The organism is Aeromicrobium sp. JP4 (assembly GCF_054957925.1).
Genome location: NZ_CM143290.1, coordinates 2,781,436 through 2,803,926, shown reverse-complemented (window position 1 = coordinate 2,803,926; position 22,491 = coordinate 2,781,436). Strand labels below are relative to the sequence as shown.

25 protein-coding genes are annotated in these 22,491 nt (G+C 71.5%); 9 read left to right on the top strand and 16 right to left on the bottom strand.

Annotated elements, in window-relative coordinates:
* The first annotated feature begins 20 nt into the window (after positions 1 to 20).
* From ACY1JX_RS13740 to ACY1JX_RS13730, 3 genes are read left to right on the top strand one after another with little or no spacing between them, the layout of a single operon-like run.
* Positions 21 to 1,022, top strand: a complete 1,002-nt coding sequence (locus tag ACY1JX_RS13740; RefSeq protein ID WP_462564312.1) for an efflux RND transporter periplasmic adaptor subunit — start codon at positions 21 to 23, stop codon at positions 1,020 to 1,022.
* Positions 1,022 to 1,732, top strand: a complete 711-nt coding sequence (locus tag ACY1JX_RS13735; RefSeq protein WP_462564311.1) for an ABC transporter ATP-binding protein — start codon at positions 1,022 to 1,024, stop codon at positions 1,730 to 1,732. The genes ACY1JX_RS13740 and ACY1JX_RS13735 overlap by 1 nt, the downstream gene beginning before the upstream one ends.
* Positions 1,729 to 2,955, top strand: a complete 1,227-nt coding sequence (locus ACY1JX_RS13730) for an ABC transporter permease (protein WP_462564310.1) — start codon at positions 1,729 to 1,731, stop codon at positions 2,953 to 2,955. The genes ACY1JX_RS13735 and ACY1JX_RS13730 overlap by 4 nt, the downstream gene beginning before the upstream one ends.
* A 7-nt stretch (positions 2,956 to 2,962) precedes the next feature.
* On the opposite strand, the gene ACY1JX_RS13725 is transcribed toward ACY1JX_RS13730, so the two are convergent.
* The 6 genes from ACY1JX_RS13725 to murI form a co-directional block, all read right to left on the bottom strand.
* Complete coding sequence (locus ACY1JX_RS13725; RefSeq protein ID WP_462564309.1) at positions 2,963 to 3,628, bottom strand: VOC family protein; 666 nt, start codon at positions 3,626 to 3,628, stop codon at positions 2,963 to 2,965.
* Between the two features lie 45 nt (positions 3,629 to 3,673).
* The gene (gene rdgB / locus ACY1JX_RS13720; RefSeq protein ID WP_462564308.1) at positions 3,674 to 4,288 is read right to left on the bottom strand and encodes an RdgB/HAM1 family non-canonical purine NTP pyrophosphatase; all 615 of its coding nucleotides are present in this window, start codon (positions 4,286 to 4,288) and stop codon (positions 3,674 to 3,676) included.
* Positions 4,285 to 5,004, bottom strand: coding sequence for a ribonuclease PH (rph, locus tag ACY1JX_RS13715; protein WP_181756360.1), 720 nt, complete (start codon positions 5,002 to 5,004; stop codon positions 4,285 to 4,287). Before rph ends, rdgB begins: the two co-directional genes overlap by 4 nt.
* Positions 5,005 to 5,084: 80 nt before the next feature.
* Positions 5,085 to 7,277: a choice-of-anchor J domain-containing protein gene (locus ACY1JX_RS13710; RefSeq protein WP_462564307.1), complete on the bottom strand. Its 2,193-nt coding sequence runs from the start codon at positions 7,275 to 7,277 to the stop codon at positions 5,085 to 5,087.
* Between the two features lie 120 nt (positions 7,278 to 7,397).
* Positions 7,398 to 8,159, bottom strand: a complete 762-nt coding sequence (locus ACY1JX_RS13705; RefSeq protein WP_181756359.1) for an MBL fold metallo-hydrolase — start codon at positions 8,157 to 8,159, stop codon at positions 7,398 to 7,400.
* Positions 8,156 to 8,962 carry a glutamate racemase gene (gene murI, locus ACY1JX_RS13700; protein WP_462564306.1) on the bottom strand — a complete coding sequence of 269 codons (807 nt, stop codon included), beginning with the start codon at positions 8,960 to 8,962 and terminating at the stop codon, positions 8,156 to 8,158. The genes ACY1JX_RS13705 and murI overlap by 4 nt, the downstream gene beginning before the upstream one ends.
* Before the next feature lie 103 nt (positions 8,963 to 9,065).
* On the opposite strand from murI, the gene ACY1JX_RS13695 reads away from it, so the two are divergent.
* Complete coding sequence (locus tag ACY1JX_RS13695) at positions 9,066 to 10,394, top strand: GH1 family beta-glucosidase (protein WP_462564305.1); 1,329 nt, start codon at positions 9,066 to 9,068, stop codon at positions 10,392 to 10,394.
* A complete protein-coding gene (locus ACY1JX_RS13690) occupies positions 10,391 to 11,611 on the top strand; it encodes an MFS transporter (RefSeq protein ID WP_462564304.1) in 1,221 nt (406 codons plus the stop codon). Before ACY1JX_RS13695 ends, ACY1JX_RS13690 begins: the two co-directional genes overlap by 4 nt.
* Positions 11,612 to 11,734: 123 nt before the next feature.
* Here the strand turns inward: ACY1JX_RS13690 and ACY1JX_RS13685 are convergent, their stop codons facing one another.
* Complete coding sequence (locus ACY1JX_RS13685) at positions 11,735 to 12,151, bottom strand: organic hydroperoxide resistance protein (protein ID WP_462564303.1); 417 nt, start codon at positions 12,149 to 12,151, stop codon at positions 11,735 to 11,737.
* Positions 12,152 to 12,203: 52 nt separating this feature from the next.
* Between ACY1JX_RS13685 and ACY1JX_RS13680 the strand changes: the two genes are divergently transcribed.
* A complete protein-coding gene (locus ACY1JX_RS13680; RefSeq protein ID WP_462564302.1) occupies positions 12,204 to 12,641 on the top strand; it encodes a MarR family winged helix-turn-helix transcriptional regulator in 438 nt (145 codons plus the stop codon).
* Between the two features lie 3 nt (positions 12,642 to 12,644).
* On the opposite strand, the gene ACY1JX_RS13675 is transcribed toward ACY1JX_RS13680, so the two are convergent.
* The 6 genes from ACY1JX_RS13675 to clpS form a co-directional block, all read right to left on the bottom strand.
* The gene (locus ACY1JX_RS13675) at positions 12,645 to 13,622 is read right to left on the bottom strand and encodes a ribose-phosphate diphosphokinase (RefSeq protein WP_181756355.1); all 978 of its coding nucleotides are present in this window, start codon (positions 13,620 to 13,622) and stop codon (positions 12,645 to 12,647) included.
* Positions 13,623 to 13,661: 39 nt separating this feature from the next.
* Positions 13,662 to 14,609, bottom strand: coding sequence for a PLP-dependent cysteine synthase family protein (locus tag ACY1JX_RS13670; protein ID WP_462564301.1), 948 nt, complete (start codon positions 14,607 to 14,609; stop codon positions 13,662 to 13,664).
* Positions 14,610 to 14,611: 2 nt separating this feature from the next.
* The gene (locus ACY1JX_RS13665; protein ID WP_078700287.1) at positions 14,612 to 14,890 is read right to left on the bottom strand and encodes a MoaD family protein; all 279 of its coding nucleotides are present in this window, start codon (positions 14,888 to 14,890) and stop codon (positions 14,612 to 14,614) included.
* Positions 14,890 to 15,369 carry a Mov34/MPN/PAD-1 family protein gene (locus tag ACY1JX_RS13660; RefSeq protein WP_181756353.1) on the bottom strand — a complete coding sequence of 160 codons (480 nt, stop codon included), beginning with the start codon at positions 15,367 to 15,369 and terminating at the stop codon, positions 14,890 to 14,892. Before ACY1JX_RS13660 ends, ACY1JX_RS13665 begins: the two co-directional genes overlap by 1 nt.
* 137 nt (positions 15,370 to 15,506) lie before the next feature.
* Positions 15,507 to 16,070, bottom strand: coding sequence for a DUF2017 domain-containing protein (locus ACY1JX_RS13655; RefSeq protein WP_462564300.1), 564 nt, complete (start codon positions 16,068 to 16,070; stop codon positions 15,507 to 15,509).
* Complete coding sequence (clpS, locus tag ACY1JX_RS13650; RefSeq protein ID WP_078700284.1) at positions 16,067 to 16,363, bottom strand: ATP-dependent Clp protease adapter ClpS; 297 nt, start codon at positions 16,361 to 16,363, stop codon at positions 16,067 to 16,069. The genes ACY1JX_RS13655 and clpS overlap by 4 nt, the downstream gene beginning before the upstream one ends.
* 62 nt (positions 16,364 to 16,425) lie before the next feature.
* Here clpS and ACY1JX_RS13645 point away from each other — a divergent pair, with 62 nt between their 5' ends.
* Positions 16,426 to 17,718, top strand: coding sequence for a nicotinate phosphoribosyltransferase (locus ACY1JX_RS13645; protein ID WP_462564299.1), 1,293 nt, complete (start codon positions 16,426 to 16,428; stop codon positions 17,716 to 17,718).
* Positions 17,719 to 17,723: 5 nt separating this feature from the next.
* A complete protein-coding gene (locus ACY1JX_RS13640; RefSeq protein WP_462564298.1) occupies positions 17,724 to 18,296 on the top strand; it encodes an isochorismatase family protein in 573 nt (190 codons plus the stop codon).
* Positions 18,297 to 18,453: 157 nt separating this feature from the next.
* On the opposite strand, the gene ACY1JX_RS13635 is transcribed toward ACY1JX_RS13640, so the two are convergent.
* Positions 18,454 to 19,482 (bottom strand): MsnO8 family LLM class oxidoreductase, encoded by a 1,029-nt coding sequence (locus ACY1JX_RS13635; protein ID WP_181756349.1) that lies wholly within the window; start codon positions 19,480 to 19,482, stop codon positions 18,454 to 18,456.
* A 56-nt stretch (positions 19,483 to 19,538) separates the two neighbouring features.
* On the opposite strand from ACY1JX_RS13635, the gene ACY1JX_RS13630 reads away from it, so the two are divergent.
* Entirely contained in the window at positions 19,539 to 20,570 is a 1,032-nt protein-coding gene (locus ACY1JX_RS13630) for an aminotransferase class V-fold PLP-dependent enzyme (RefSeq protein ID WP_462564297.1), read from the top strand.
* Positions 20,571 to 20,666: 96 nt separating this feature from the next.
* Here the strand turns inward: ACY1JX_RS13630 and ACY1JX_RS13625 are convergent, their stop codons facing one another.
* Complete coding sequence (locus ACY1JX_RS13625; RefSeq protein ID WP_462564296.1) at positions 20,667 to 21,494, bottom strand: oxygenase MpaB family protein; 828 nt, start codon at positions 21,492 to 21,494, stop codon at positions 20,667 to 20,669.
* The gene (locus ACY1JX_RS13620) at positions 21,491 to 22,456 is read right to left on the bottom strand and encodes an alpha/beta hydrolase (RefSeq protein WP_462564295.1); all 966 of its coding nucleotides are present in this window, start codon (positions 22,454 to 22,456) and stop codon (positions 21,491 to 21,493) included. Before ACY1JX_RS13620 ends, ACY1JX_RS13625 begins: the two co-directional genes overlap by 4 nt.
* Positions 22,457 to 22,491: the final 35 nt, after the last annotated feature.

Sequence of the window (22,491 nt, the reverse complement as noted above, 5' to 3'; positions counted from 1 at the left end):
TTGCGTGGTACCTTCCGGCGGTGACCTTCACCCGCACCTTCCGCCGGTTCGTCCTCCCGACCGCCTGGCTGCTCGTCGGCGCGACCATCGCCGTCAGCCTCGCCGTCCTGGCGTTCGGCGGTGACGCGACCGGGTCCGAGGGCGGCGACTCGCCCACGGCCGTCTCCCTCTCGCCGAGCCTGACCGTCGAGCGCGGCGAGATCGAGAACTCGCTCGACCTCGACGGCACGATCGTCATCGACCCGGCCGTGCCGGTGAAGTCCTCGGCCGCGGGCGTCCTGACCCACGCCCACGTCCCGAACGGGGCGAAGGTCAGCAAGGGCGACCCGCTGTTCGAGGTGCGCACGACCGTCGAGCCGACCGAGTCCGGCAGCGACGACGAGGACGAGCCCGCTCCTCCCGCGGTCAGGTACGTGACGGTCACGGCGCCCGCGGAGGGCCGGGTGGCCTCCTTCAACGCGAAGGTCGGCGCCGAGGTCGGCGAGGACGCGCCGGTGGCACGGATCAGGCGGTCCACGTTCACCGCCCAGGGCTCCGTCGCCGTGGTCGACCGGTACCGCCTGCTCGACGCACCCGACGAGGCCACGGTGACGATCGACGGCGGGCCCGAGCCGTTCACCTGCGCCGACCTGCGGATCGCCGACGAGGTCAGTGAGGACGCGGCGCAGGAGCCCTCGGAGGAAGAGGGCGGCGAGTCGGCCGCGGGGACGAAGGTCACCTGCGTGGTGCCCGAGGACGTCACGGTGTTCGACGGCCTGTCCATGACGATGCGCATCGACGCGGGATCGACGAAGGACGCTCTCGTCGTCCCGGTCACGGCGGTGCGGGGCCTGCTGGAGCGCGGCACGGTCTGGGTCGTCGAGGACGGTGGCGAGCCGACCGAGCGCACGATTCGGCTCGGCGTCAACGACGGCAAGAGCGTCGAGGTCCTCAAGGGCCTGAAGGAGGGCACGGAGATCCTGCAGTACGTCCCGGGCGCGCCCTCCTCCGGCGAGGGCGCCGAGTTCGACGAGGGCTACTGATGAGCGCCTCGGGGGCGGTCGAGCTCGTCCGCCTCACGGGCGTGGGCCGCACCGTGGTCCTGCCCGACGACGAGGACCTGACGATCCTGTCGGGCGTCGACCTCGTGGTGCACGGCGGTGACCACATCGGCATCGTCGGGCGCTCGGGCACCGGCAAGTCGACGCTGCTGAACATGCTCGGGCTCCTCGACCGGCCGACGCACGGCACGCTGGAGTGGCGGGGCCACGACGTCCGCACCCTCTCCGGTGGTGCCGCCGCCCGGATCCGGGGCCGCGACATCGGGTTCGTGTTCCAGCAGTTCAACCTCCTGCCGGGGCTGTCGGCGCTGGAGAACGTCGTCGCGCCGCTGATGTACGCCACGGGCCGGGAGTTCTGGTCGCGGCGGCGGATCGCGGCCGAGATGCTCGAGCACGTCGGCCTGGCCGACCGGCTCGACAGCCGGCCCCAGCATTTGTCCGGCGGCGAGCAGCAGCGCGTCGCGATCGCCCGCGCCCTGGTGCGCTCACCGCGCGTGGTGCTGGCCGACGAGCCCACCGGGGCCCTCGACGTCGAGACCGGCGGCCAGGTGATGACCCTGCTCGACGACGTCTCCCGCGACTCGGGAGCCGCGCTGATCACCATCACGCACGACCCGGGCGTGGCGGCGATCGCGCGCCGTCGCTACCGCCTCGAGCACGGTGCCCTGCACCCCCTGGACGCGGTCGCGTGATCGGCCGTGCGCTGACCGGGTTCGCTGCCGCGGTCATCGAGGCGTGGCACGAGCTGCGCATCCACAAGCTGCGGGTCCTGCTGTCGCTGGTGGGCGTCGGCGTGGCCGTGGCGGCGCTCAGCGGCACCGTGGCGGTGGCCGACATCGGGCAGCAGGCGCTCGTCGAGCAGTACGAGAAGGAGGGCCGTCCGGCGATGCTCAGCGTCTACGCCTACCAGGAGCAGGGCGACGGCATGGGCCCGAGGGCCTCCGCGATCCGGCCGGCGTTCGACAAGGTGGTGGAGCAGTACCGGATCAGCCACGCGTCGATGGTGGGGAGTGCCCAGCTGACGGCGACCCGCAGCGCGAGGTCCAGCCCGGTGGAGGCGATCGTCGTCGATCCCGCGTACGCCCCGATGCACCGGGTCGTCACCGCGCAGGGACGGTGGCTGGTGGACTCGGACGCGCGAAACCTCTCCCCCTCCTTGGTGGTCGACCCGCGGTTCCTGAAGGAGCTGGGACTCGTCGGCACCCGCGTGCCGGTCACGGTCGACCTGCAGGGAGGCCAGACCTCGGTGAGTGCCACGATCGTCGGCGTCACGTCCTCGTCCACCCGCTTCGCCGAGCACCCGCGGGCCTACGTGCTCGCCAGTGCCTACGACCACTGGTTCGGTGCGAGCCTGCCGGTCACCGACGCGTCCTGGAAGCTGTGGGTGCCCAGCGAGGGCGCCGAGGAGCTGGCCGAGGCCGTCACCCGGTCCATGGACGCCGAGCTGCCCGGACTGGAGGTCACCGCCGACCGCAGCGACTACCTCGCCTGGGGCGGTGCCGACGACCTCGACGTCGTGAAGTGGGTCGTCGTGGGCATCAGCTCGGTCATCCTGCTGCTCGGCGCCCTGAGCCTGCTGAACGTCTCGGTCATCACGATCCAGCAGCGCGTGCGCGAGATCGGCATCCGGCGCAGCTTCGGTGCGACCTCGGGCCGGGTGTTCTTCTCGGTCGTGATGGAGAGCATCGTCGCCACCTTCGTCGCGGGCCTCGTCGGCGTGATGATCGCCATCGCGCTGGTCAACGGCCCGTGGACCGCGAAGTACCTCCTCGAGGGCATCGACGACGTGCCGCCGTTCCCGCTGTCGGCCGCCGTGCTCGGCATGGGGGTGTCGTTGCTGGTCGGCGCCCTGGCCGGGGTGCTGCCCGCGATCGTGGCGGTGCGGGTGCGGATCGTCGACGCGATCCGGTTCTGACCCGCGATCAGGCCGCCTCGAAGACGCAGAACTCGTTGCCCTCGGGATCGGCCATGACCGTCCATCCCCGGTCGTCGCCCGGCGGCAGCAGCACGGTGGCTCCCCGCGCGACGAGGTCGTCCACTGTGGCGTCGCCTACGAGCGTCACGTCCCAGTGGATCCGGTTCTTGACGGTCTTGGGCTCGGGGACCGTGACGAAGTCGAAGGACTCCGTTGGGGCGCCCGGGATGTCGTCCACCCACGTGTAGTCGCCGTCGGAGTCGAGGGTGGCCCCGAAGACGTCGGCCCACCAGGCGCCGATCGCCGCGTGGTCGACCGCGTCCACGACGACGTCCTTGAGCCCCTCCGGCCGCTTGTCGCCCTCGAAGACGCAGAACTCGTGGCCCTCCGGATCGCGGAACGTCGTCCAGCTGAACTCCCCGGGCTCGGTGACGCGCTCGAGACCCTCGAAGGGCGTCAGGTCGCGCGCCACGAGGTCGAGGTGGACCCGGTCCTTGACCGTCTTGGGCGGCGCCGGGTTGATCCAGATCGTCTGTCCCGGTTGCCCGCCACGCAGGACGGCGCCGACCTCGTCGGTCTCGCCGTCGAGGTGCAGCCAGCGGCCCCAGCGCTCGGCCGCCGCGGCCGGGTCCTCGACGTCGATCACCAGGTCCTTGAACTCCACGAGCGCCATGGGCCCACGCTAGGGGCGGAGCGCCCCGGCGTCACCCCGGGAGGATCAGGCGCGGAGCGCGTCGGCGACGCGCGGGGCGATCGCACGCAGCGCGCGTCCGCGGTGGCTGATGGCGTCCTTCTCGTCCCGCGAGAGCTCCGCGGTGGAGACGTCGTACCCGTCGGCGGCGAACAGCGGGTCGTAGCCGAAGCCACCCTCGCCCTGCTCACCGCGCAGGACGCGCCCGGGCATCTCCCCCACCTCGACGATCTCCGTGCCGTCGGGGAGGACGAGGGCCATCGCGCAGCGGAACACGGCGCCACGGCGCCCGTCGGGGACGTCGGCCAGCTGGGCCAGCAGCAGCCGGTTGTTGGCCGCGTCGCCTCCCTGGTCCTTCGGGACGCCCGACCAGCGCGCGGACAGCACGCCGGGCATGCCGTTGAGCGCGTCGACGCACAGACCGGAGTCGTCGGCCAGCGCCGGGAGGCCGGTCTCGGCCGCGGCGACCCGCGCCTTGATCAGCGCGTTGCCCTCGAACGTGGGCTCGGTCTCCGCCGGCTCGTCGTAGGAGGCCACGTCGGCCAGGCCGAGCACCTCGACGCCCGGCACGAGCGGCTCGAGGATGCGCCGGAGCTCGTCGAGCTTCTTCGCGTTGCCCGACGCCAGGACGACCCGGGTCACGCGTCCAGGGCCTCGCGCTGCAGGCGGGTGAGGTCGGCGCAGCCCTTCTCGGCCAGCGCGAGCAGCGCATCGAGCTCGGAGCGGTCGAACGGCGCGTTCTCGGCGGTGCCCTGGACCTCGATGAACTTCCCGGAGCCGGTCATCACGACGTTCATGTCGGTCTCGGCGCGCACGTCCTCGACGTAGGGCAGGTCCAGCATCGGGGTGCCGTCGATGATGCCGACGCTGACCGCGGCGATCGAGTCGACGAGCGGGTCGCCCTTGACGGCGCCCTGCTGCTTGAGGTGGTTCACGGCATCGACCAGCGCGACGTAGGCGCCGGTGATCGCCGCGGTGCGGGTGCCGCCGTCGGCCTGGAGCACGTCGCAGTCGATCGCGATGGTGTTCTCGCCGAGCTGGGACAGGTCGACCGCGGCGCGCAGCGAGCGACCGACGAGGCGGCTGATCTCGTGGGTGCGGCCACCGACCTTGCCCTTGACCGACTCACGGGCCGAGCGGTCGTGCGTGGCCTGGGGCAGCATCGCGTACTCGGCGGTGAGCCAGCCCATGCCCGAGCCCTTGCGCCAGCGCGGCACGCCCTCGGTGGCGGCCACGGCGCACAGCACGCGGGTCTTGCCGAACTCCACCAGGCACGAGCCCGCGGCGTGGTCGAGCCAGCCTCGGGTGATGGTGATCGGGCGCAGCTCGTCGGGGGTCCTGCCGTCTTCTCGGGTCACCCCGCCCACGGTAGCCGGACGGAGGTTTCCCCGGTGACGTGGGTTTCGTGTCCCACGCCACCGGGAAAACCGTCAGACCATCAGCTGCCGCCGGGCTGCAGCTCCCCGTTGACGGTCAGCTGGTACGGCGCGTACTGCTGGACCATCTCGGTGGAGTCGTCGTAGCTGACGATGGCCACGATCTGCTTGGCCGGCTTGAGCTTGAGCAGCGACAGCTTGTCGAGCTTGAGGGTGCGCTTGCCGTCCGAGGCCACCTGGGCCACGTAGGGCACCTTGCCCGGACGGATGCCGACGAGCTTGACGTGCCAGTTCTCGACCGGGGTCGGGCGGACCTGCGTCGGCGACGAGAAGTCACCGATGTTGGAGCCGTCGCTGACGGTCGTGCCGCCGACCACCACGTTGTCGATCTTCAGGCCGCCCTCGTTGACGCCACCGTCCGAGATGTACCGGAACGACAGCAGGATCTCCTGGCCGGCGTAGGCCGACAGGTCGAACGTGTGCTGCTCGAAGCCGTCGGTGGTGCCGGCGAGCGCCGGACCCTGCGGACCCTCGACCGTCTGGTCGCCGGCGATCGACGTGTACGTGGCGCCGCCGTCGGTGGAGACCTGGACGTAGCCGTAGTCGTAGCCCTCCTCGGCGCCGTACTTGGCGTCGAGGGTGAGCGTGGGCGAGCCCGCCGGGACGTTCACCGAGGTGACCGCCGCGACGTCGAGGCTGTTGGCGTTGCCCGAGAAGAGCACCGCGTCGCCGAGGCGATCCGGGTCGTCCGTGACCGACGTCCAGCGCAGCGGCTGCGCGGGAAGCGTCTTGGCACCCTCGAACGTGGCGTTGCGCAGCTGGGCGCCCGTGAGCGCCTTGCCCTTGACCTTGACCGGCACGTAGTCCGCACCGTTCGGGGCCACACCCGGCGTGGCGTACGAGGCCGGGTTGTCGAGGTTGACCGTCGAGCGGAGGCTCGGCGTCGTGACCTTGGACTTCGAGGCGCCCACGAGCAGCGACTTCCTCGCATCGCCCACGATCTGGTCCAGCAGGGTCATCGACTGGAAGTCGTGGAAGACCTTGCGGAACGTGGTGCCCTCGGCCTCGAGCTGCTTCTCGATGGCCGCGATGCCCTGCTCCTCACCGTCGCGGTGCAGCGCGGAGATGACGTCCTGGCCGAACCGGTCGTACAGGTAGAGCATCAGCTGGTACGCGTGGCCGTAGTCGGCCAGCACGCCGGACGAGGTGTTGCCCTCGTCCCACAAGTTGAACGAGTTCTCCGGGCCACCGCAGTCGCGGGGGTTGGTGTTGTACGGCGTCTGGACCGTGCCGAAGCCCTGGAAGCAATAGAGGTGGCTGTCGCCGCCCTTGTCCTCGACGGTCTTGGTGCCGTCGACGTAGCCCACGAGGGTCTGCGCGAAGTCGGACAGGCCCTCGTTGACGGCGATCGTCTCGCCCGCGTCGGTGTAGTACTGCAGCAGGTGCTGGTACTCGTGGGCGAACGTGCCCTCGTAGAGGTGCGGACGGGCCGGACGGCTCGTGCAGAGGTCGTCGGTCGGCTCGTCGACCGGGTCGGCGCCGGTGCGGTGCTCCCAGTCGAACGCGTCGATCGTCATGACGTTGCGGTCCATGTACTCGTTGAACGTCGACCAGAAGAAGCCGGCGATGTACGTCGGGGCCGCGGGGAAGTCGTAGTAGTTGTCGTCGCGGACGTTGTCGACGAGCGTCACGATCTTGTCGCCGCCGCCGCTGAAGTCTCCCTCGATGAGGGCGTTCGACCCGTCGCGGGCCGGCGGCGTGCTGAACGCCTCGGACTCCTTCGGGTAGATGTTCGTGTCGAACTCGTTCACGAGGCTGTCCACCTGCGCGTCGGTGACGACGGTGGCGTCGTCGCCACGGCAGTCGCCCTCGGGGAACGCGATGTCGTTGGCCACCCACACCTCGATGTGGTCGCCGGCGCCGCGCAGCGTGTAGTCCTTGCGGTAGATGCCGCCCTCGACGTCGTCGAGCGCGAGCCACGGGCGGACCGTGCCCACGGGCGGCGTCTCGGCGGTCGGCGCGGCGCTGCGACTACGGGCGGAGCTCTTCTTGCCCTGGTACTCCAGCGACGTGTCGACCTTCTTGCCCTGGAAGGTGATGTCCTTCAGGTCCTGGTCGGGGTGGAACGGCTGCGGCTCGGCGGCCTTCGCGGTGGCGGGTGCGGCAGAGGCCGTGCTGCCGGCGATCGCCGGCCCCGTCAGTGCCGAGGCCGCGAGTGCGGCGGCCAGGGCGAGTGGCTTCCATGAGATCGTCACGATCTACCTCTCTTGGCACCCGTCCCCCCGGACACACACGCCGCACCCTGGTGGCACGGTGCTTTGGGCACCGAGAGTCACTTAACTACCTCCGGACCCACCCGGCAACGCGGTGAAGGGTTACAACTCGACTACGTCGCCGGGGCGGACGAGCGCCCGCTCCCCCGACCACGTGGTCGCGAGGTCGGCCTCGACCTCGTCGCGATCGGTCCACGGCGGGATGTGCGTGAGCAGCAGTCGGCCCACCCGGGCCTTCCCGGCGATGCGGCCCGCGTCGGCCCCCGTGAGGTGCAGGTCGGGCGGGTTCTCGGCGGACTCCACGAACGAGGCCTCGCACAGGAACACGTCGGCGCCCGCGGCGAACTCGGCCAGCCCGTCGTCGGGTCCGGTGTCGCCGGAGTAGACCAGGACGCGCCCCTCGTGCTCGATGCGGACGGCGTACGCCTCCACGGGGTGCGGCGTGCGACGCGCTGTCACGGTGAACGGGCCGACGGTGGTCTCGAGACCGTCGACGAGGTCGTGGAACTCGAACGGCAGCGTCATCCCGTTGGGCGCGGTGGTCCCGTAGGCGTTCGAGAGCTGCCAGTCGCTGCCCGGCGGCGCGTAGACGGGGATCTTCGGCGGCGCGCCCGCGGGGTGGTACTTGCGCACGACGTAGAGCCCGCTCATGTCGAAGCAGTGGTCGGCGTGCAGGTGCGACAGGCTGATCGCGTCGATGTCGCGCAGGTCGATGTACTCCTGCAGCGGACCCAGCGCCCCCGAGCCGAGGTCGAGCACCAGGCGGAAGGTGCGGCCCTCGAACGGCGCTTCGAGGAGGTAGCAGCTGGCGGCGGACTCGGGGCCCGGGAACGAGCCGGAGCAGCCGACGATCGTGAGCCTCACGTCGTCACCCACGCGAACTGGTCGACCGACTCCACCTCGGGCCCGAGGAAGCGGCGCCCGAGGTCGGCGAACTCGGCGGGATGACCGGTGGTCAGGAAGCGGTGCGCCGGGGTCGGCAGGGCCGGGTCGCGCTCGAGGTCGTGCGACGCCAGCAGGCGGTACACGTCCTTGGCCGTCTCCTCCGCGCTCGACACGAGGGTCACGCTATCGCCCATGACGTACGCGAGGACGCCCGTCAGCAGCGGGTAGTGCGTGCAGCCGAGCACGAGCGTGTCGACCCCGGCGTCCTGCAACGGCGCGAGGTACTCCTGCGCCACGGCGATCAGCTCGGGCCCGCCGGTGATCCCGGCCTCGACGAACTCGACGAAGCGGGGGCACGTGCTGGTGTGCAGCTCGATCCCCGGGTTGGCGGCGAACGCGTCGTCGTAGGCCCCGGAGGTCGCGGTGGCCGCCGTGCAGATGACGCCCACCCGGCCGTTGCGCGTGGCGTTCACGGCGCGGCGCGTCGCGGGGAGGATCACCTCGACGACGGGAACGTCGTAGCGCTCGCGGGCATCGCGCAGGACCGCGGCGCTGGCGGAGTTGCAGGCGATCACGAGGGTCTTCACGCCCTGCTCGACGAGGTGGTCGAGGCACTCGAGCGCGTACTCGCGCACGGCGGAGATCGGCTTCGAGCCGTACGGCTGCCGGGCCGTGTCTCCGAGGTAGACGATCGGCTCGTGCGGCAGCTGGTCGAGCACGGCCCGCGCCACGGTGAGACCACCGAAGCCCGAGTCGAAGATGCCGATGGGTGCGTCGCTCACACCCCAGAGGGTAGACACCTCCCGGCTCCGGCGGGCAATCGAAGGGGCGTGAGGTCCGTCATCACGCCGCTTCCGGACCCTCGTTCGGTGCAGGATGGGGGCCATGAGTGATCTGCCTCACTTCGGTCCCGACTTCACGTGGGGCGTCTCGACCGCCTCCTACCAGATCGAGGGGGCGGTCGACGAGGACGGCCGCGGCCGCTCGATCTGGGACGAGTTCGCCCACACGCCCGGGCGCGTCAAGGACGGCGACACCGGCGACGTCGCGTGCGACCACTACCACCGCTACCGCGAGGACGCGGCCCTCATGGCCGAGCTCGGGGTGGACGCCTACCGGTTCTCGATCTCGTGGCCGCGCATCCAGCCCGACGGCGTGCGCGTCGAGCCGCGCGGCCTGGACTTCTACGACCGGCTCGTCGACAGCCTCCTCGAGCACGGCATCGAGCCGAGCGCCACCCTGTTCCACTGGGACTCCCCACTGGCCCTCGAGGCCGACGGCGGCTGGCAGAACCGCGACATCGCCGAGCGGTTCGCCGAGTACGCGCGGATCGTGGGCGAGCGCCTCTCCGACCGCGTGACTCGCTGGTTCACGCTCAACGAGACGGTCATCTTCACGCTGCTCGGCCACGGCACGGGCATCCACGCCCCCGGCAAGGAGCTGGGCTTCGGGGCCCTGCAGGTGGCGTGGCACCAGCTGCTCGCGCACGGCAGATCGGTCCAGGCGCTGCGCGCGGCGGGAGCGAAGCAGGTGGGCCCGGCCAACAACCACACCCAGGTGCGCCCGATCGACGACTCGGACGCCGCGCGCGACGCGGCCGGGCTGTTCGACCTCATCTACAACCGCGCGTTCCTGGACCCGATCCTGCTGAAGACCTGGCCCCTGGCCGGGATCGTCGACCCGGTGGCGCACGACGGCGACCTCGACGTCATCGCCCAGCCCATCGACTTCCTCGGGATCAACTCGTACAACCCGCAGTACATCGGTGCGGCCGAGCCGGGTGCCGCCGTCCCGTTCGAGATGGTCACGCCCGAGGGACTGGAGTACAACGACTTCGGCTGGCCGATCATCCCCGATGGCTTCACGCAGATGCTGACCGGGCTGAAGGAGACCTACGGCGACGCGCTGCCGCCGATCCTCATCACCGAGAACGGCGGCGCGTTCAACGAGGCGCCCGGACAGGACGGCAGGATCCGCGACCAGCGCCGCATCGACTACACGGCCGCGCACCTCGCGGCTCTGCGCGAGGCGATGGACGCCGGCGTGGACGTGCGGGGCTACTTCCACTGGTCGTTCATGGACAACTTCGAGTGGGCCGAGGGCTACTCGCAGCGGTTCGGCCTGACGTGGGTGGACTACGCGACGCAGCAGCGCATCCCCAAGGACTCGTTCGCCTGGTACCGCTCGGTGATCGACGCCCAGCGGGCCGGGTGACCACGCCGGTCGAGCGACTGGCCCCGGTCCGGCTGCCGTGGCTGCTGTCGGTCGCGGTCGTCAACCTGGGCACCTACGTCGCGTTCTTCGGCCCGCTCGCGGTGCTCCTGCCGCAGCAGACCGAGGCGATCGTCGGCGACGGCAAGGAGACGGCGCTGGCGGTCGTCACGGGCATCGGCGCGGCGATCTCGATGGTCGCCAATCCCCTGTTCGGCGCACTGTCCGACCGCACCCGCTCGCGGTTCGGCCGCCGGGTGCCGTGGATCACCGGCGGCTCGGTGGTGGGCGCGCTCGGCCTCACGATCCTGGCCGGGGCGAGCGACTTCTGGCAGGTCGTCGTCGGCTGGTGCCTCGTGCAGGCCTCGGTCAACGCGTCGCTGGCGTCGATCACCGCGACCCTGCCCGACCGGGTGCCCGTCGCCCAGCGAGCGTGGGCCAGCGGGCTCGTCGGGCTCGGGCAGACCCTCGGCATCCTCGTGGGCGCGGGCCTGGCGATCGCGTTCGGCGGCACCCGCGCGGGCTACCTGGCGTGCGCGGTGTTCCTGCTGCTCAGCGCGCTGCCGTACCTCGCCCGCAGCCAGGACGAGCCGGTCACCGAGCGCGTGCCCTGGTCGGCCCGGGACTTCGTCCGCTCGTTCTGGGTCTCGCCGTCGAAGCATCCCGACTTCGCGTGGGCCTGGCTCACGCGGTTCCTGGTCAACCTCGGCAACGCGATCGCGACGCTCTACCTGCTGTACTTCCTCACCGACGCGGTCGGGCTGGCCGACCCCGACGGCGGCGTGTTCGTCGTGATCGCGGTGAACTCGGTGGTGGTGGCGATCTCGGCGGTCGTGGCCGGACGCTGGTCCGACCGCGTGAAGCGGCGGAAGGTGTTCGTCATCTGGGCCGGAGTCGTCATGGCCGTCGCGGCGCTGCTGCTGGCGTTCTGGCAGACCTGGCCGGGCGTCCTGGTGGCCGCGGTCGTGCTGGGCGTCGGGTTCGGGGCGTTCATCGCCGTGGACCTCGCAATCGTCACCGAGGTGCTGCCCGACGAGGCGGGCTTCGCGAAGGACCTCGGCGTCATCAACATCGCCAACGCCCTGCCGCAGGTGCTCGCGCCGGTGATCGCCGCGCCGATCGTGACGGTGCTCGGCGGCTACACGACGCTCTACGTCACCGCGGGCGTGATCGGATTGGCCGGCGCGCTGGCCGTCGTACGGATCCGCGGCGTGCGCTGACCGTCTCGCGCTCCGCCCTGCCGCCCGACCCCAGCCCACTTTTGGAACGAGATCAACCTCGAAACGCTCGAACTACGTGGATCCTGTTCCAAAAGTGGACCGGGGGTGGGAGCGGAACCGCGGTCAGGCGACGCTGAGGTCGACCTGAACGTTGCCGCGCGTGGCGTTGGAGTACGGGCACACCTGGTGCGCCTGCTCGACGAGCTTCTGGGCGTCCTCGGCGCTGACGTTCGGCAGCGTCACCTCGAGGGCGACGGCCAGGCCGAAGCCGCCGTTGCCGTTGTCACCGATCGAGACGTCGGCGACGACCTCGGAGTCGGACACGTCGGCGCCGGCCTTCTTGCCGACCAGGCGCAGCGCGGAGTGGAAGCAGGCGGCGTAGCCGGCGGCGAAGAGCTGCTCGGGGTTCGTGGCGCCGCCCGGGCCGCCCATCTCCTCCGGGCTGCGGACGTCGGCGGCGAGGATGCCGTCGGTGGACTCGACGTGGCCGTTGCGGCCGTCACCCGTGGCGACGGCGGAGGCAGTGTAGATGGGGTTCATGTGCACAACTCTATTGCGCACAATTGAATGCCGCAAGGCGTAGTCTTGTCCCGTGGAGGACTACCCCCAGCTCGCGCTCGACCAGCAGCTCTGCCTGCCGCTGTACGCGGCCTCGCGCGCCGTGACGCGGCGCTACACCGACCTGCTGGCCGATGCCGGCCTGACCTATCCGCAGTACCTGTGCCTGCTGGCGCTGTGGGAGGCCGACGGGCCACTCGGCGTGAGCGAGCTCGGCACGCGCCTGCACCTGGACTCCGGGACCCTCACTCCCCTGCTCAAGCGCATGGAGACCGCAGGCCTGGTCACGCGCGCCCGCGACCACGAGGACGAGCGCCGCGTGCTCGTCTCGGTGACCGATCGGGGATGGACGCTGCGCGACCGCGTGGCCGACGTGCCCGCACGGCTCGTGGAGGGCATGGGGATGAGCGGGGCCGACGCCCGCGCGCTGCGCGGCCTGCTCGACCGGCTCATCGACGAGCTCGAGGGCTGAGGGTCAGAGCGGCAGCTTGGGCTGCGGCGGCGCGTGCGCCGGGTCGACGCCGTCGAAGAGGCTGGAGACGGACTCGCCCGCGTGGATGCGCGCGATCGCCTCGGCGAACAGCGGCGCCACTGAGCGGACCTTGAGCTCGGGCCAGTCGGCGGGGGCCGGCACGGTGTCGGTGGTGACGACCTCGGTGATCGCCGGGTGCGACCGCAGCCGCTCGACGGCCTTGCCCGCGAAGAGCCCGTGCGTGCAGGCCACGGAGGCCTCGGTGACGCCGGTCTCGGCCAGCTTGTCCATCAGCTCGATGATCGAGCCGCCGGTGGCGATCTCGTCGTCGAGCACGATCGCGCGCTTGCCCGCGACGTCACCGACGATCGTATCGATGACGACCTTGTCGTCGGCCTTGCGCTGCTTGCTGCCGGCCGCGACCGGCAGGCCCAGCAGCCGCGCGAACTGCGAGGCGGTCTTGGCGTTGCCGAAGTCGGGAGACACGACGATCGCGTTGCTGAGGTCCTGGGCGCGGTAGTGCTCGGCGAGCTCGCCCAGCGCGGTCAGGTGGTCGACGGGCATCGAGAAGAACCCGTGCACCTGCGGCGCGTGCAGGGTCATCGTGACCACCCGGTTGACGCCCGCCGTGGCGAGCATGTCGGCGACGAGCTTGCCGCCGATCGAGATGCGCGAGGCGTCCTTCTTGTCCGAGCGGGCGTAGGCGTAGTGCGGGATCACCGCGGTGACCGAGGCTGCCGAGGCGCCGCGCGCCGCGTCGACCATCAGCAGCAGCTCCATCAGGTGGTCCTGCGTCGGCGGCACGAGCGGCTGCACGATGTAGACGTCGCGCTGGCGGCAGTTGTCCAGCAGCTGGACCTGGAGGCAGTCGTTGCTGAACCGCTGACTGTCCGAAGGGCTCAGCGCGACACCCAGGTTGCTGCAGATCTCCTCCGCAAGCTTCTGGTGCGCACTGCCCGAGAACACGACGATGTCGCTCACGGCTCGAAGGCTAACGGGTGGTGGGGCGCGGTGAACAGGTCAGGCCCACAGCTGTCCCTCGAGGCGGTCCTCCGCCTCGTCGATCGTGCCCTCGTACGCCCCGGTGGACAGGTACTTCCACCCGGCGTCGGCGATCACGAAGGCGATGTCGGCGCGCTCGCCCGCCTTGACCGCCTTCGCGGCCTGGGCCAGCGCGGCGTGCAGGATCGCGCCGGACGAGATGCCCGCGAAGATGCCCTCCTCGTCGATGAGCTGGCGCACGCGACGCACCGCGTCGCGCGGGCCCACCGAGAACCGTCCGTCGATCAGCGAGGCGTCGTACAGCTCGGGCACGAAGCCCTCGTCGAGGTTGCGCAGCCCGTAGACGAGCTCGCCGTAGCGGGGCTCGGCCGCGACGATGCGCACGTCGGGCTTGTGGTCGCGGAAGAACCGGCCGACGCCCATCAGCGTGCCGGTGGTGCCGAGCCCGCCGACGAAGTGCGTGATGGTGGGCAGGTCCTCGAGCAGCTCGGGCGCGGTGCCCTTGTAGTGCGCGTCGGCGTTGGCCGGGTTCCCGTACTGGTAGAGCATCACCCAGTCGGAGTGCTCGGCCGCCAGGCCCTTGGCGACCCGGACGGCCTCGTTGGAGCCCCCCGCGGCCGGCGAGCTGATGATCTCGGCACCGAACATCGTCAGCAGCTGGCGCCGCTCGATCGAGGTGTTCTCGGGCATGACGCAGATCAGCTGGTAGCCGCGCTGGCGCGCGACCATCGCCAGCGAGATGCCGGTGTTGCCGCTCGTGGGCTCGAGGATCGTGCAGCCCGGCGTGAGGGATCCGTCGGCCTCGGCCGCGAGGATCATCGACAGCGCCGCACGGTCCTTGATCGAGCCCGTGGGATTGCGGTCCTCGAGCTTGGCCCACAGCCGGACGTCGTCGCTCGGAGACAGGTGCGGCAGGCCCACCAGCGGCGTGTGACCGACCGAGTCGATGAGCGAGTCATACCGCATGCTCAGGCCGCGCCGCCCGCGACGGCGGGCAGGATGACGACCGTGTCGCCATCGGACAGCTCGGTCTGCAGGCCGCCGGTGAACCGGACGTCCTCGTCGTTGACGTAGACGTTCACGAAGCGGCGCAGGTCGGCGCCGTCGAGCAGGCGCTCCTTGATGCCCTCGTGGTTCGCCTCGAGATCGTCGATCAGGGCGGAGAGAGTGGCACCCTCGGCGTCGACGGCGCGCTCACCCCCGGTGTAGGGGCGCAGGATCGTGGGGATGCGGACCTCGACGGCCATCAGTTGTCACCTTCGGTTCGGGGGGCTGCCTCGGCGGCAGTCGTGCTGTCTTCGGTGTAACGGTCCACGACGCGAACTTCTTCCTCGGTGATCTCGCCATCGAGGATCCGGTAGGAGCGGAAGTCGACCGGACCGGCCTCGTGGGCACCGTCGCGGGTGGACACGAGCACGTAGTGGGCGCCGGGCTCGCCGGCGAGGTTGACGTCGGTGCGCGACGGGTAGGCCTCGGTGGCCGTGTGCGAGTGGTAGATCACGACGGGCTCCTCGTCGTTGTCGTCCATCTCGCGGTAGAGGCGCAGCAGGTCGCCGGAGTCGAACTCGTAGAACGTGGGCGACATCGCGGCGTTGAGCATCGGGATGAGGCGCACCGGGCGGTCGGAGCCGATCGGCCCAGCGATGACGCCGCAGGCCTCGTCGGGGTGGTCGCGACGCGCGTGGGCGACGATCGCCTCGACGTGGTCGCGCAGGATGGTCAACACGATTCCCGAGTCTATCGAGGGCGCCCGACGGGCGGGCCACCCATCCGGTGGACGGACGGGATCTCGATACGACGTCTCGCTGCGCCCCGCCGATCGAGTAGCAGGCGAGGAACGAGCCGCGTATCGAGATCAGCGCGTCAGGCGACGTGGACGAGCGTCTCCTGCACGAAGCCGAGCCAGTCGAAGACGTCGCCCATGGCGACGGTGGCCTCGTCGTCGGACTCGGCCAGCCGCTCGGCGTCCTCCTCGGTCTCGATCCCGAGCCGGACGGCCAGGGCCATCCGGATGTCGGTCAGCGCCCGCAGCCACGCCAGGACCTGCGCCTCATCGAGCTCGACCTCGACGTTCTTGGCCCCCACGTCGAGCCCGCCGGCCTCGAGGCTCTCGATCACGACGCGTGCGTTGCCGACCTTGGTGCCGGACAGCGCCTGCTCGGTGAAGCGGCGGAACTCGGCCGCCTCGACCGGGTCGTCGCGGTACGCGTCGGGCAGCAGCCGGGCCAGCACGGGGTCCTCGGGCGGCTGGACGGGTCCGGTCATGCCGATCAGCTGGGCCAGCGGGTCGGGCTCGGACTCGCTGGGGCCGTTGCGGTCCTGGAGCAGCTCGACCACCTGGCTGGCGAGGTTCACCATCAGCTGGGCCTCGTTGAGCTCGAAGGTGGCCGTGACGGTGCCGCGGCGCCGGCGGCGGAAGGGCTTCACGCGTCGCTCCGCTCGAGGGTGGCCCACAGGCCGTACTCGTGCATCGCCTGCACGTGGCGCTCCTGCTCCTCGCGGCGACCGCTGGAGACGATCGCGCGACCCTCCTCGTGCACCGCGAGCATCAGCTGCGTGGCCTTCTCCTCGGTGTAGCCGAAGTACGTGCGGAAGACGAACGCGACGTACGACATGAGGTTCACCGGATCGTTCCAGACGATGGTGACCCACGGGTCCTCGAGCTGGACGACGAGGTCGGCCTCCGGCTGCTCGGTCTCGACGGGGGTGGGGGTGGTCACGGCTCCATTGTGCCTGCCCCGGCTCACCCGCACGAAGGTCGCCGGGGACCTACGCTGATCCCATGGTGTCGACCGTGCTGCTGACCGACCACTACGAGCTGACGATGCTGCAGGCCACGCTGGCCGACGGCACCGCCTCCCGGCGCAGCGTCTTCGAGGTGTTCGGGCGCCGGCTCAACGGGGGCCGGCGGTTCGGCGTGGTGGCCGGCACCGGACGCGTCCTGGACGCGCTCGCCGACTTCCGCTTCCACCCCGACGAGATCGCCTTCCTGCGCTCGGCGAGGGTCGTCGACGACGCCACGTGCGACTGGCTCGCCGACTACCGCTTCACCGGCGACATCTGGGGCTACCCCGAGGGCGAGCTGTGGTTCCCCGGCTCGCCGATCCTGCGGGTCGACGCCTCGTTCGGGGAGGGCGTGATCCTCGAGACCCTGATCCTGTCGATCCTCAACCACGACTCGGCGATCGCCTCGGCCGCCACGCGCATGACGATGGCCGCGGGCGACCGGCCCTGCATCGAGATGGGCACGCGGCGCACCCACGAGGAGGCGGCCGTGGCGTCGGCGCGGGCGGCCTACATCTGCGGCTTCGCCGCGACGTCGAACCTCGAGGCGGGCCGCCGGCACGGCATCCCCACGGCCGGCACGGCCGCCCACGCCTTCACCCTCGTCCACGACACCGAGCGCGACGCGTTCGCCTCCCAGGTGCGCTCCCTCGGCCACGACACGACCCTGCTCGTCGACACGTACGACGTGCCGCAGGGCGTCGCCGCGGCGATCGAGGTGGCCGGACCGCAGTTGGGCGGCGTCCGGCTGGATTCCGGCGACCTCGGCGACGTCGCCCGCGCCACGCGGGCCCAGCTCGACGCGGCCGGGAACACCCACACCCGGATCACCGTCACGAGCGACCTCGACGAGTACGCGATCGCCGCGCTCGCCGCCGCCCCGGTGGACGGCTACGGCGTCGGCACCTCGCTGGTCACGGGGTCGGGCTCCCCCACCAGCGGGTTCGTCTACAAGCTCGTCGCCCGCGAGGCCGCGGACGGCACGATGCTCGGCGTCGCCAAGAAGAGCAAGGACAAGGCGTCGGTGGGCGGCCGCAAGACGGCGATGCGCCGGCTCAACGCCTCCGGTGTGGCCGAGGCCGAGGTGGTGGGCATCGACATCGCCCCGCGCGACGACGGCGACGACCGCGAGCTCATGGTGCCGCTGGTCGAGGCCGGGAAGCGTGTCGACCACGCGACGCTGCAGGAGTCACGCGAGCGGCTGCAGGCGTCCCTGCGCGAGCTGCCCTCCGCCGCCCGACGACTCTCGAAGGGCGACCCCGCGATTCCGACGATCTACGAGGAGGACTGACTGACATGCCCGGACCCCGCACGCTGGTCGTCGTGGACGTGCAGAAGGACTTCTGCGAGGGTGGCTCGCTGGCCGTGACCGGTGGCGCCGCCGTGGCCGAGGCCGTGGCCGACCTCATCGCCGAGGGCGACTACGACCTCGTCGTGGCCACCCGCGACGCGCACATCGATCCCGGCGACCACTTCAGCGACACCCCCGACTACGTCGACTCGTGGCCGCCGCACTGCGTGGTGGGCACGCCCGGCGCCGAGCTGCACCCGCCGCTGGAGGAGGAGCTGTTCGCCGCGATCTTCGACAAGGGCGCCTACGCGGCCGCGTACTCCGGCTTCGAGGGCAGCGACGAGGAGGATCGCGACCTCGCGGACTTCCTGCGCGAGCACGGCGTCGAGGAGATCGACGTCTGCGGCATCGCCACCGACCACTGCGTCCGCGCCACGGCCCTCGACGGTGCGGCCGAGGGCTTCACGGTCCGGGTGCTGCAGGAGCTGACCGCCGCGGTCTCGCCGGAGAACCTCAACCGCGTGCAGCAGGAGTGGGCGGCGGCCGGCGTCTCGACGACGGCACCGCACCTGGACTGAGGCGGTGGTCCTGACCTGACGTGATCTCGATACGCCGCTCGCTGCGCTCGCGAGCTACTCGATCACCGGCGGCACACCCGGTGCTACCCGAACACCGGGCCGGTGATCGAGTGCCGGCGAGCGCAGCGAGACGGTGTATCGAGATCGCGCAGACGCGTCAGCCCGCGACGAGCTCGAGGGTGCGCACGCGGCCGGGCGTCGTGCGAGGGTCGGCGCCGCGGCGCGCCGAGGCGACCGGGTGGAGCATGACCTCGTCCACGTCGAACTGCGCGGCGAGCTCCTCGAGCTCCTTGCGCGCCGTGGTCGGGTCGCCCACGACCATGCGGGCGAGGCCCGAGTCGACGAGCGAGTCCATCCCGGGGTCGAGGTCGAGCGCCTCGGCGTCCTCGACGAGGTCGATCGGGGCCAGCGGCTTGCCGGTGCGCAGCCGCGCCATGTTCTGCAGGTTCGGCAGGGCCAGGGCGGTCGCCTCGTCGGCGGTGTCGGCCACGACGATGTTCACCGTCAGGAACGTGGTGGGGCGCTCGCACACGTCGCTGGGCCGGAACTCGCTGCGGTAGACCTCGAGCGCCTCGGCCGTGCCCTGACCGCTGAAGTGGTGCGCGAAGACGTAGGGCAGGCCCTTCGCCGCGGCGAGGTGGGCCGAGTACATCGACGAGCCGAGCAGCCACAGGTCGGGCGCGCTCACGGCCGCGGGCGTCGCCTTCAGCACGTACTGCTGGTTCGGGATCGGCACGCGGACGCCGCGGCCGTCCATGAGCGCCACGACGTCGTCGAGGTAGCGCGGAAAGTTCTCGATGTCGGAGTCGTCGCGACCCGCGGCGCCGCGCAGGGCCCACGACGTCACGGGGTCCGAGCCGGGGGCGCGCCCGATGCCGAGGTCGATGCGGCCCGGGAAGGCGGCCTCCAGCAGCGCGAACTGCTCGGCCACCGCGAGCGGCGCGTGGTTCGGCAGCATGACACCGCCGGAGCCCACGCGGATGCGCTCGGTGGCGGCGGCCAGGAGGGCGATCAGCACCGGCGGCGACGCGGCGGCGACGGCGGGCATGTTGTGGTGCTCCGCCACCCAGTACCGCTCGAACCCGAGCCGGTCGGCCGTGCGCGCCAGCTCCGTGGCGGCGGCGACGGCGTCACCGGTGGTCTGATCGGTGCGAACAGGGACGAGATCCAGGACCGAGAGCTTCACTCCGAGGTCAACAGGGGCGACGCCGGTTCGATTCCCGAGCCGGTTAGCGTCGAACCATGCGCGAGGCATTCGGAGCGACGTTCATCGGGCCCGAGGGGTACCTCAACACCCCCGCGTACGGGCTGCCGCCGCAGTCCACCGTGGATGCCCTCGAGCGGGTCCACCGCGGCTGGGCGGCGGGCACCGTGGCGGGTCCGGACTTCGACGACGAGATCGCCACCGCGCGCGACTCCTTCGCCCGGATCGCCGGGGTCCCGGCGGCGTCGGTGACGATGGGCTCCTCGGTCGCGGCCCTGCTGGGACCGGTGGCCTCGGCGCTGCCCGACGGGGCCAGCGTGCTGGTGCCCGAGGGCGAGTTCACGTCCGTCAGCTTTCCCTTCGCCGCCCACCACGGCCGTGGCGTCTCGGTCACCGAGGCGCCGCTCGATCGTCTTCCCGAGCTCGCCCGCGACCACGACGCCGTCGCGGTGTCCACCGTGCAGTCGGCCGACGGGGCGCGGGTCGACCTGGCCGCGCTGCGAGCCGCGACCGAGGGCACGGAGACCCTCGTGATCCTCGACGCGACCCAGCAGCTGGGCTGGCTGCGTCTCGACCTCGGCTGGGCCGATGTCGTGGCCAGCTCGACGTACAAGTGGCTGCTCGGGCCCACGGGGATCGCGTGGGCGTCCTACGCGGACCGGCTGGCCGACCGGCTCGTCCCGCACCACGCCAACCGCTACGCGGGCGGCGACCCCTGGCGAACCACGTACGGCCTGCCGTTGCGCCTGGCCCCCGATGCCCGGCGGTTCGACATCTCCCCCTCGTGGTTCCCCGTGGCGGGCGCGGCCGCGAGCCTCGCGTGGCTGGCGACCCTCGACCTCGATGCCGTGACCGCCCACTGCCTGGATCTGGCTGGACGGGCGCGCGAGGCGCTGGACCTGCCTCCGGGCGACTCGGCGATCGTCGCGATCCCGATGGAGCACGCGGCCGCGCGGCTGCAGGACGCCGGGCTGCGGGCCTCGGTGCGCCGGGGGGCGGCCCGCGTGGGGTTCCACCTCTACAACGACGAGGACGACCTCGACCGCGTCGTGGAGGCCCTCCGTACGTGACACCCGGCCCGGCGAAGGAGTCGCCGGGCCGGGCATCACTTCCCAGAGGAAACCCTTAGTGGTACGTTCGCACAACTTTCTCGCTCGCGCGACTTCTCAGGTGCCGAGCTCCTCGATGAGGAAGCCGCCGGGGTAGCTCCGGATCCGCCGGGAGTCCCGGACACGCCGCGGCTCCCGGCGCTCGGGCATGAACCGCACCACCCGGCCGCGGCCGCGCAGGGCGCCGTGGCACAGGCGCTCGAACCAGGCCGGCGGCTGGTCGTAGCCGAACGCGGTGCGCAGGTGGGGATCCATGATCGCGACGCTGAAGCGTCGCACCGCCGGGGCCAGAGGACGTGGGTAGAACGTGGTCAGCAGGTCGAGTGTCGCGTCGGCCACGGCGCGCGACCGGGGGTCGAACCTGAAGTGCTCGGCCTCGTACGCGTCGAGGAGGCGCTCGAACCCGGCGAGGTCGCCCGGCAGGTCGCGTATCCCCATCAGCCGCCCCAGCCGCAGGTAGTAGTTGACGCCGGCCACGTCCTCCACGGGCGTGGTGCGCCGCCAGCCGTAGCGGTTCACCCAGCGGTTCGGCATCACGACGAACGTCGCGAGGACGTACCTCATGTCGTCGTTGCTGATGCCGTACCGACCGTGCATCTGGTTCATCCGGCGGATCGCGGCCCGGCCCGGGTCGCTCTCCAGGCCCTGGTCGACGATCTCCCCCAGCAGCAGCGCGGTGTCGTCGTGGCGGCGCTGCGTGTCGGTGGTGAACTGGCCCGTCTCGTACAGCAGGCGCCCGATCGAGGGCACGGCGTAGGTCCGGAAGAGGGCGAAGCTCAGCGACTGCTCGAGGTCCCACGGGAAGTCGTACTGGCCGAACAGCCGCGAGATCTCCTCGTAGTCCACCGCCGGATCGAGCCCGGCCGACCGGATCCGCCGGCTCATTGCGGCAGGACCACCCGGGCGGCGACGTAGTCGACGATGTCCGAGACCGCGGCGGCGGCTCCCGGCGACACCCCGGGCAGGCTCATGAACCCGTGCACGGTGCCGGGGTACTCGCGGTACCGCACGGGCACCCCCGCGCGCTGCAGCGCCTCACGGTAATGGTCGCCGTTGTCCAGCAGCGGGTCGTGGTCGGCGGTCAGGATGAAGGCCGGCGGCAGGTCGTCGAACGACTTGGCGCGCAGCGGCGAGGCCAGCGGGTCCTCCGTGCCGTACGCGTCGCCCATGTAGAGGTGGGCGAAGGCCGACATGTTCGCCGAGGAGAGCACCGGCTCGCGCGGCATCCGCAGCTCGGACGCGAACTTGTCGTACATCTCGACCGCGGGGTAGATCAGCACCTGCGCTCGCAACCGGGGCCCTCCCTCCGTCACCGAGCGCTGGGCCGCGACCGCGGCGAGGTTGCCGCCCGCGCTGTCGCCCATGACGCCGATCCGCTCGACGTCGATCCCGAGGGCGTCGGCATGCTCGGCGATCCAGGTGAGCGCCTCCCACGTGTCGTCGACCGCCGCCGGGAACGGGTGCTCCGGCGCCAGCCGGTAGGACGGCGAGATCACGGTCGCACCCGTGCCGGCGGCGACGCGCGACGTCAGCCAGGCCGACTGCTCGGGCGAGCCCTGCACCCACCCGCCGCCGTGGAAGTTCACGATCACGGGTCGCGGCCCGCCGACGCCCGTGGGCCGGTGGACCAGCGCGCGCAGGGTGCGCCCCTTCAGCGGGATCTCGATCGTCTCGGCGCGGGCGCGGCGGTCCGGCGTGCCGAAGACCATCCGGCCGGGCGCCGACCTCATCAGCTTCAGGCGCTGGGCCCGCAGCTCGGCGTAGTCGGTGGCCTCCTCGACGGGCGTGGCCGTCCGCTCGAGGATCGCGGCGAACAGTCGGGTGCGCGGGGGCAGTGGGGCACTCACGCGCACAGCCTAGGGGTGCGGACGCGATCTGCGTC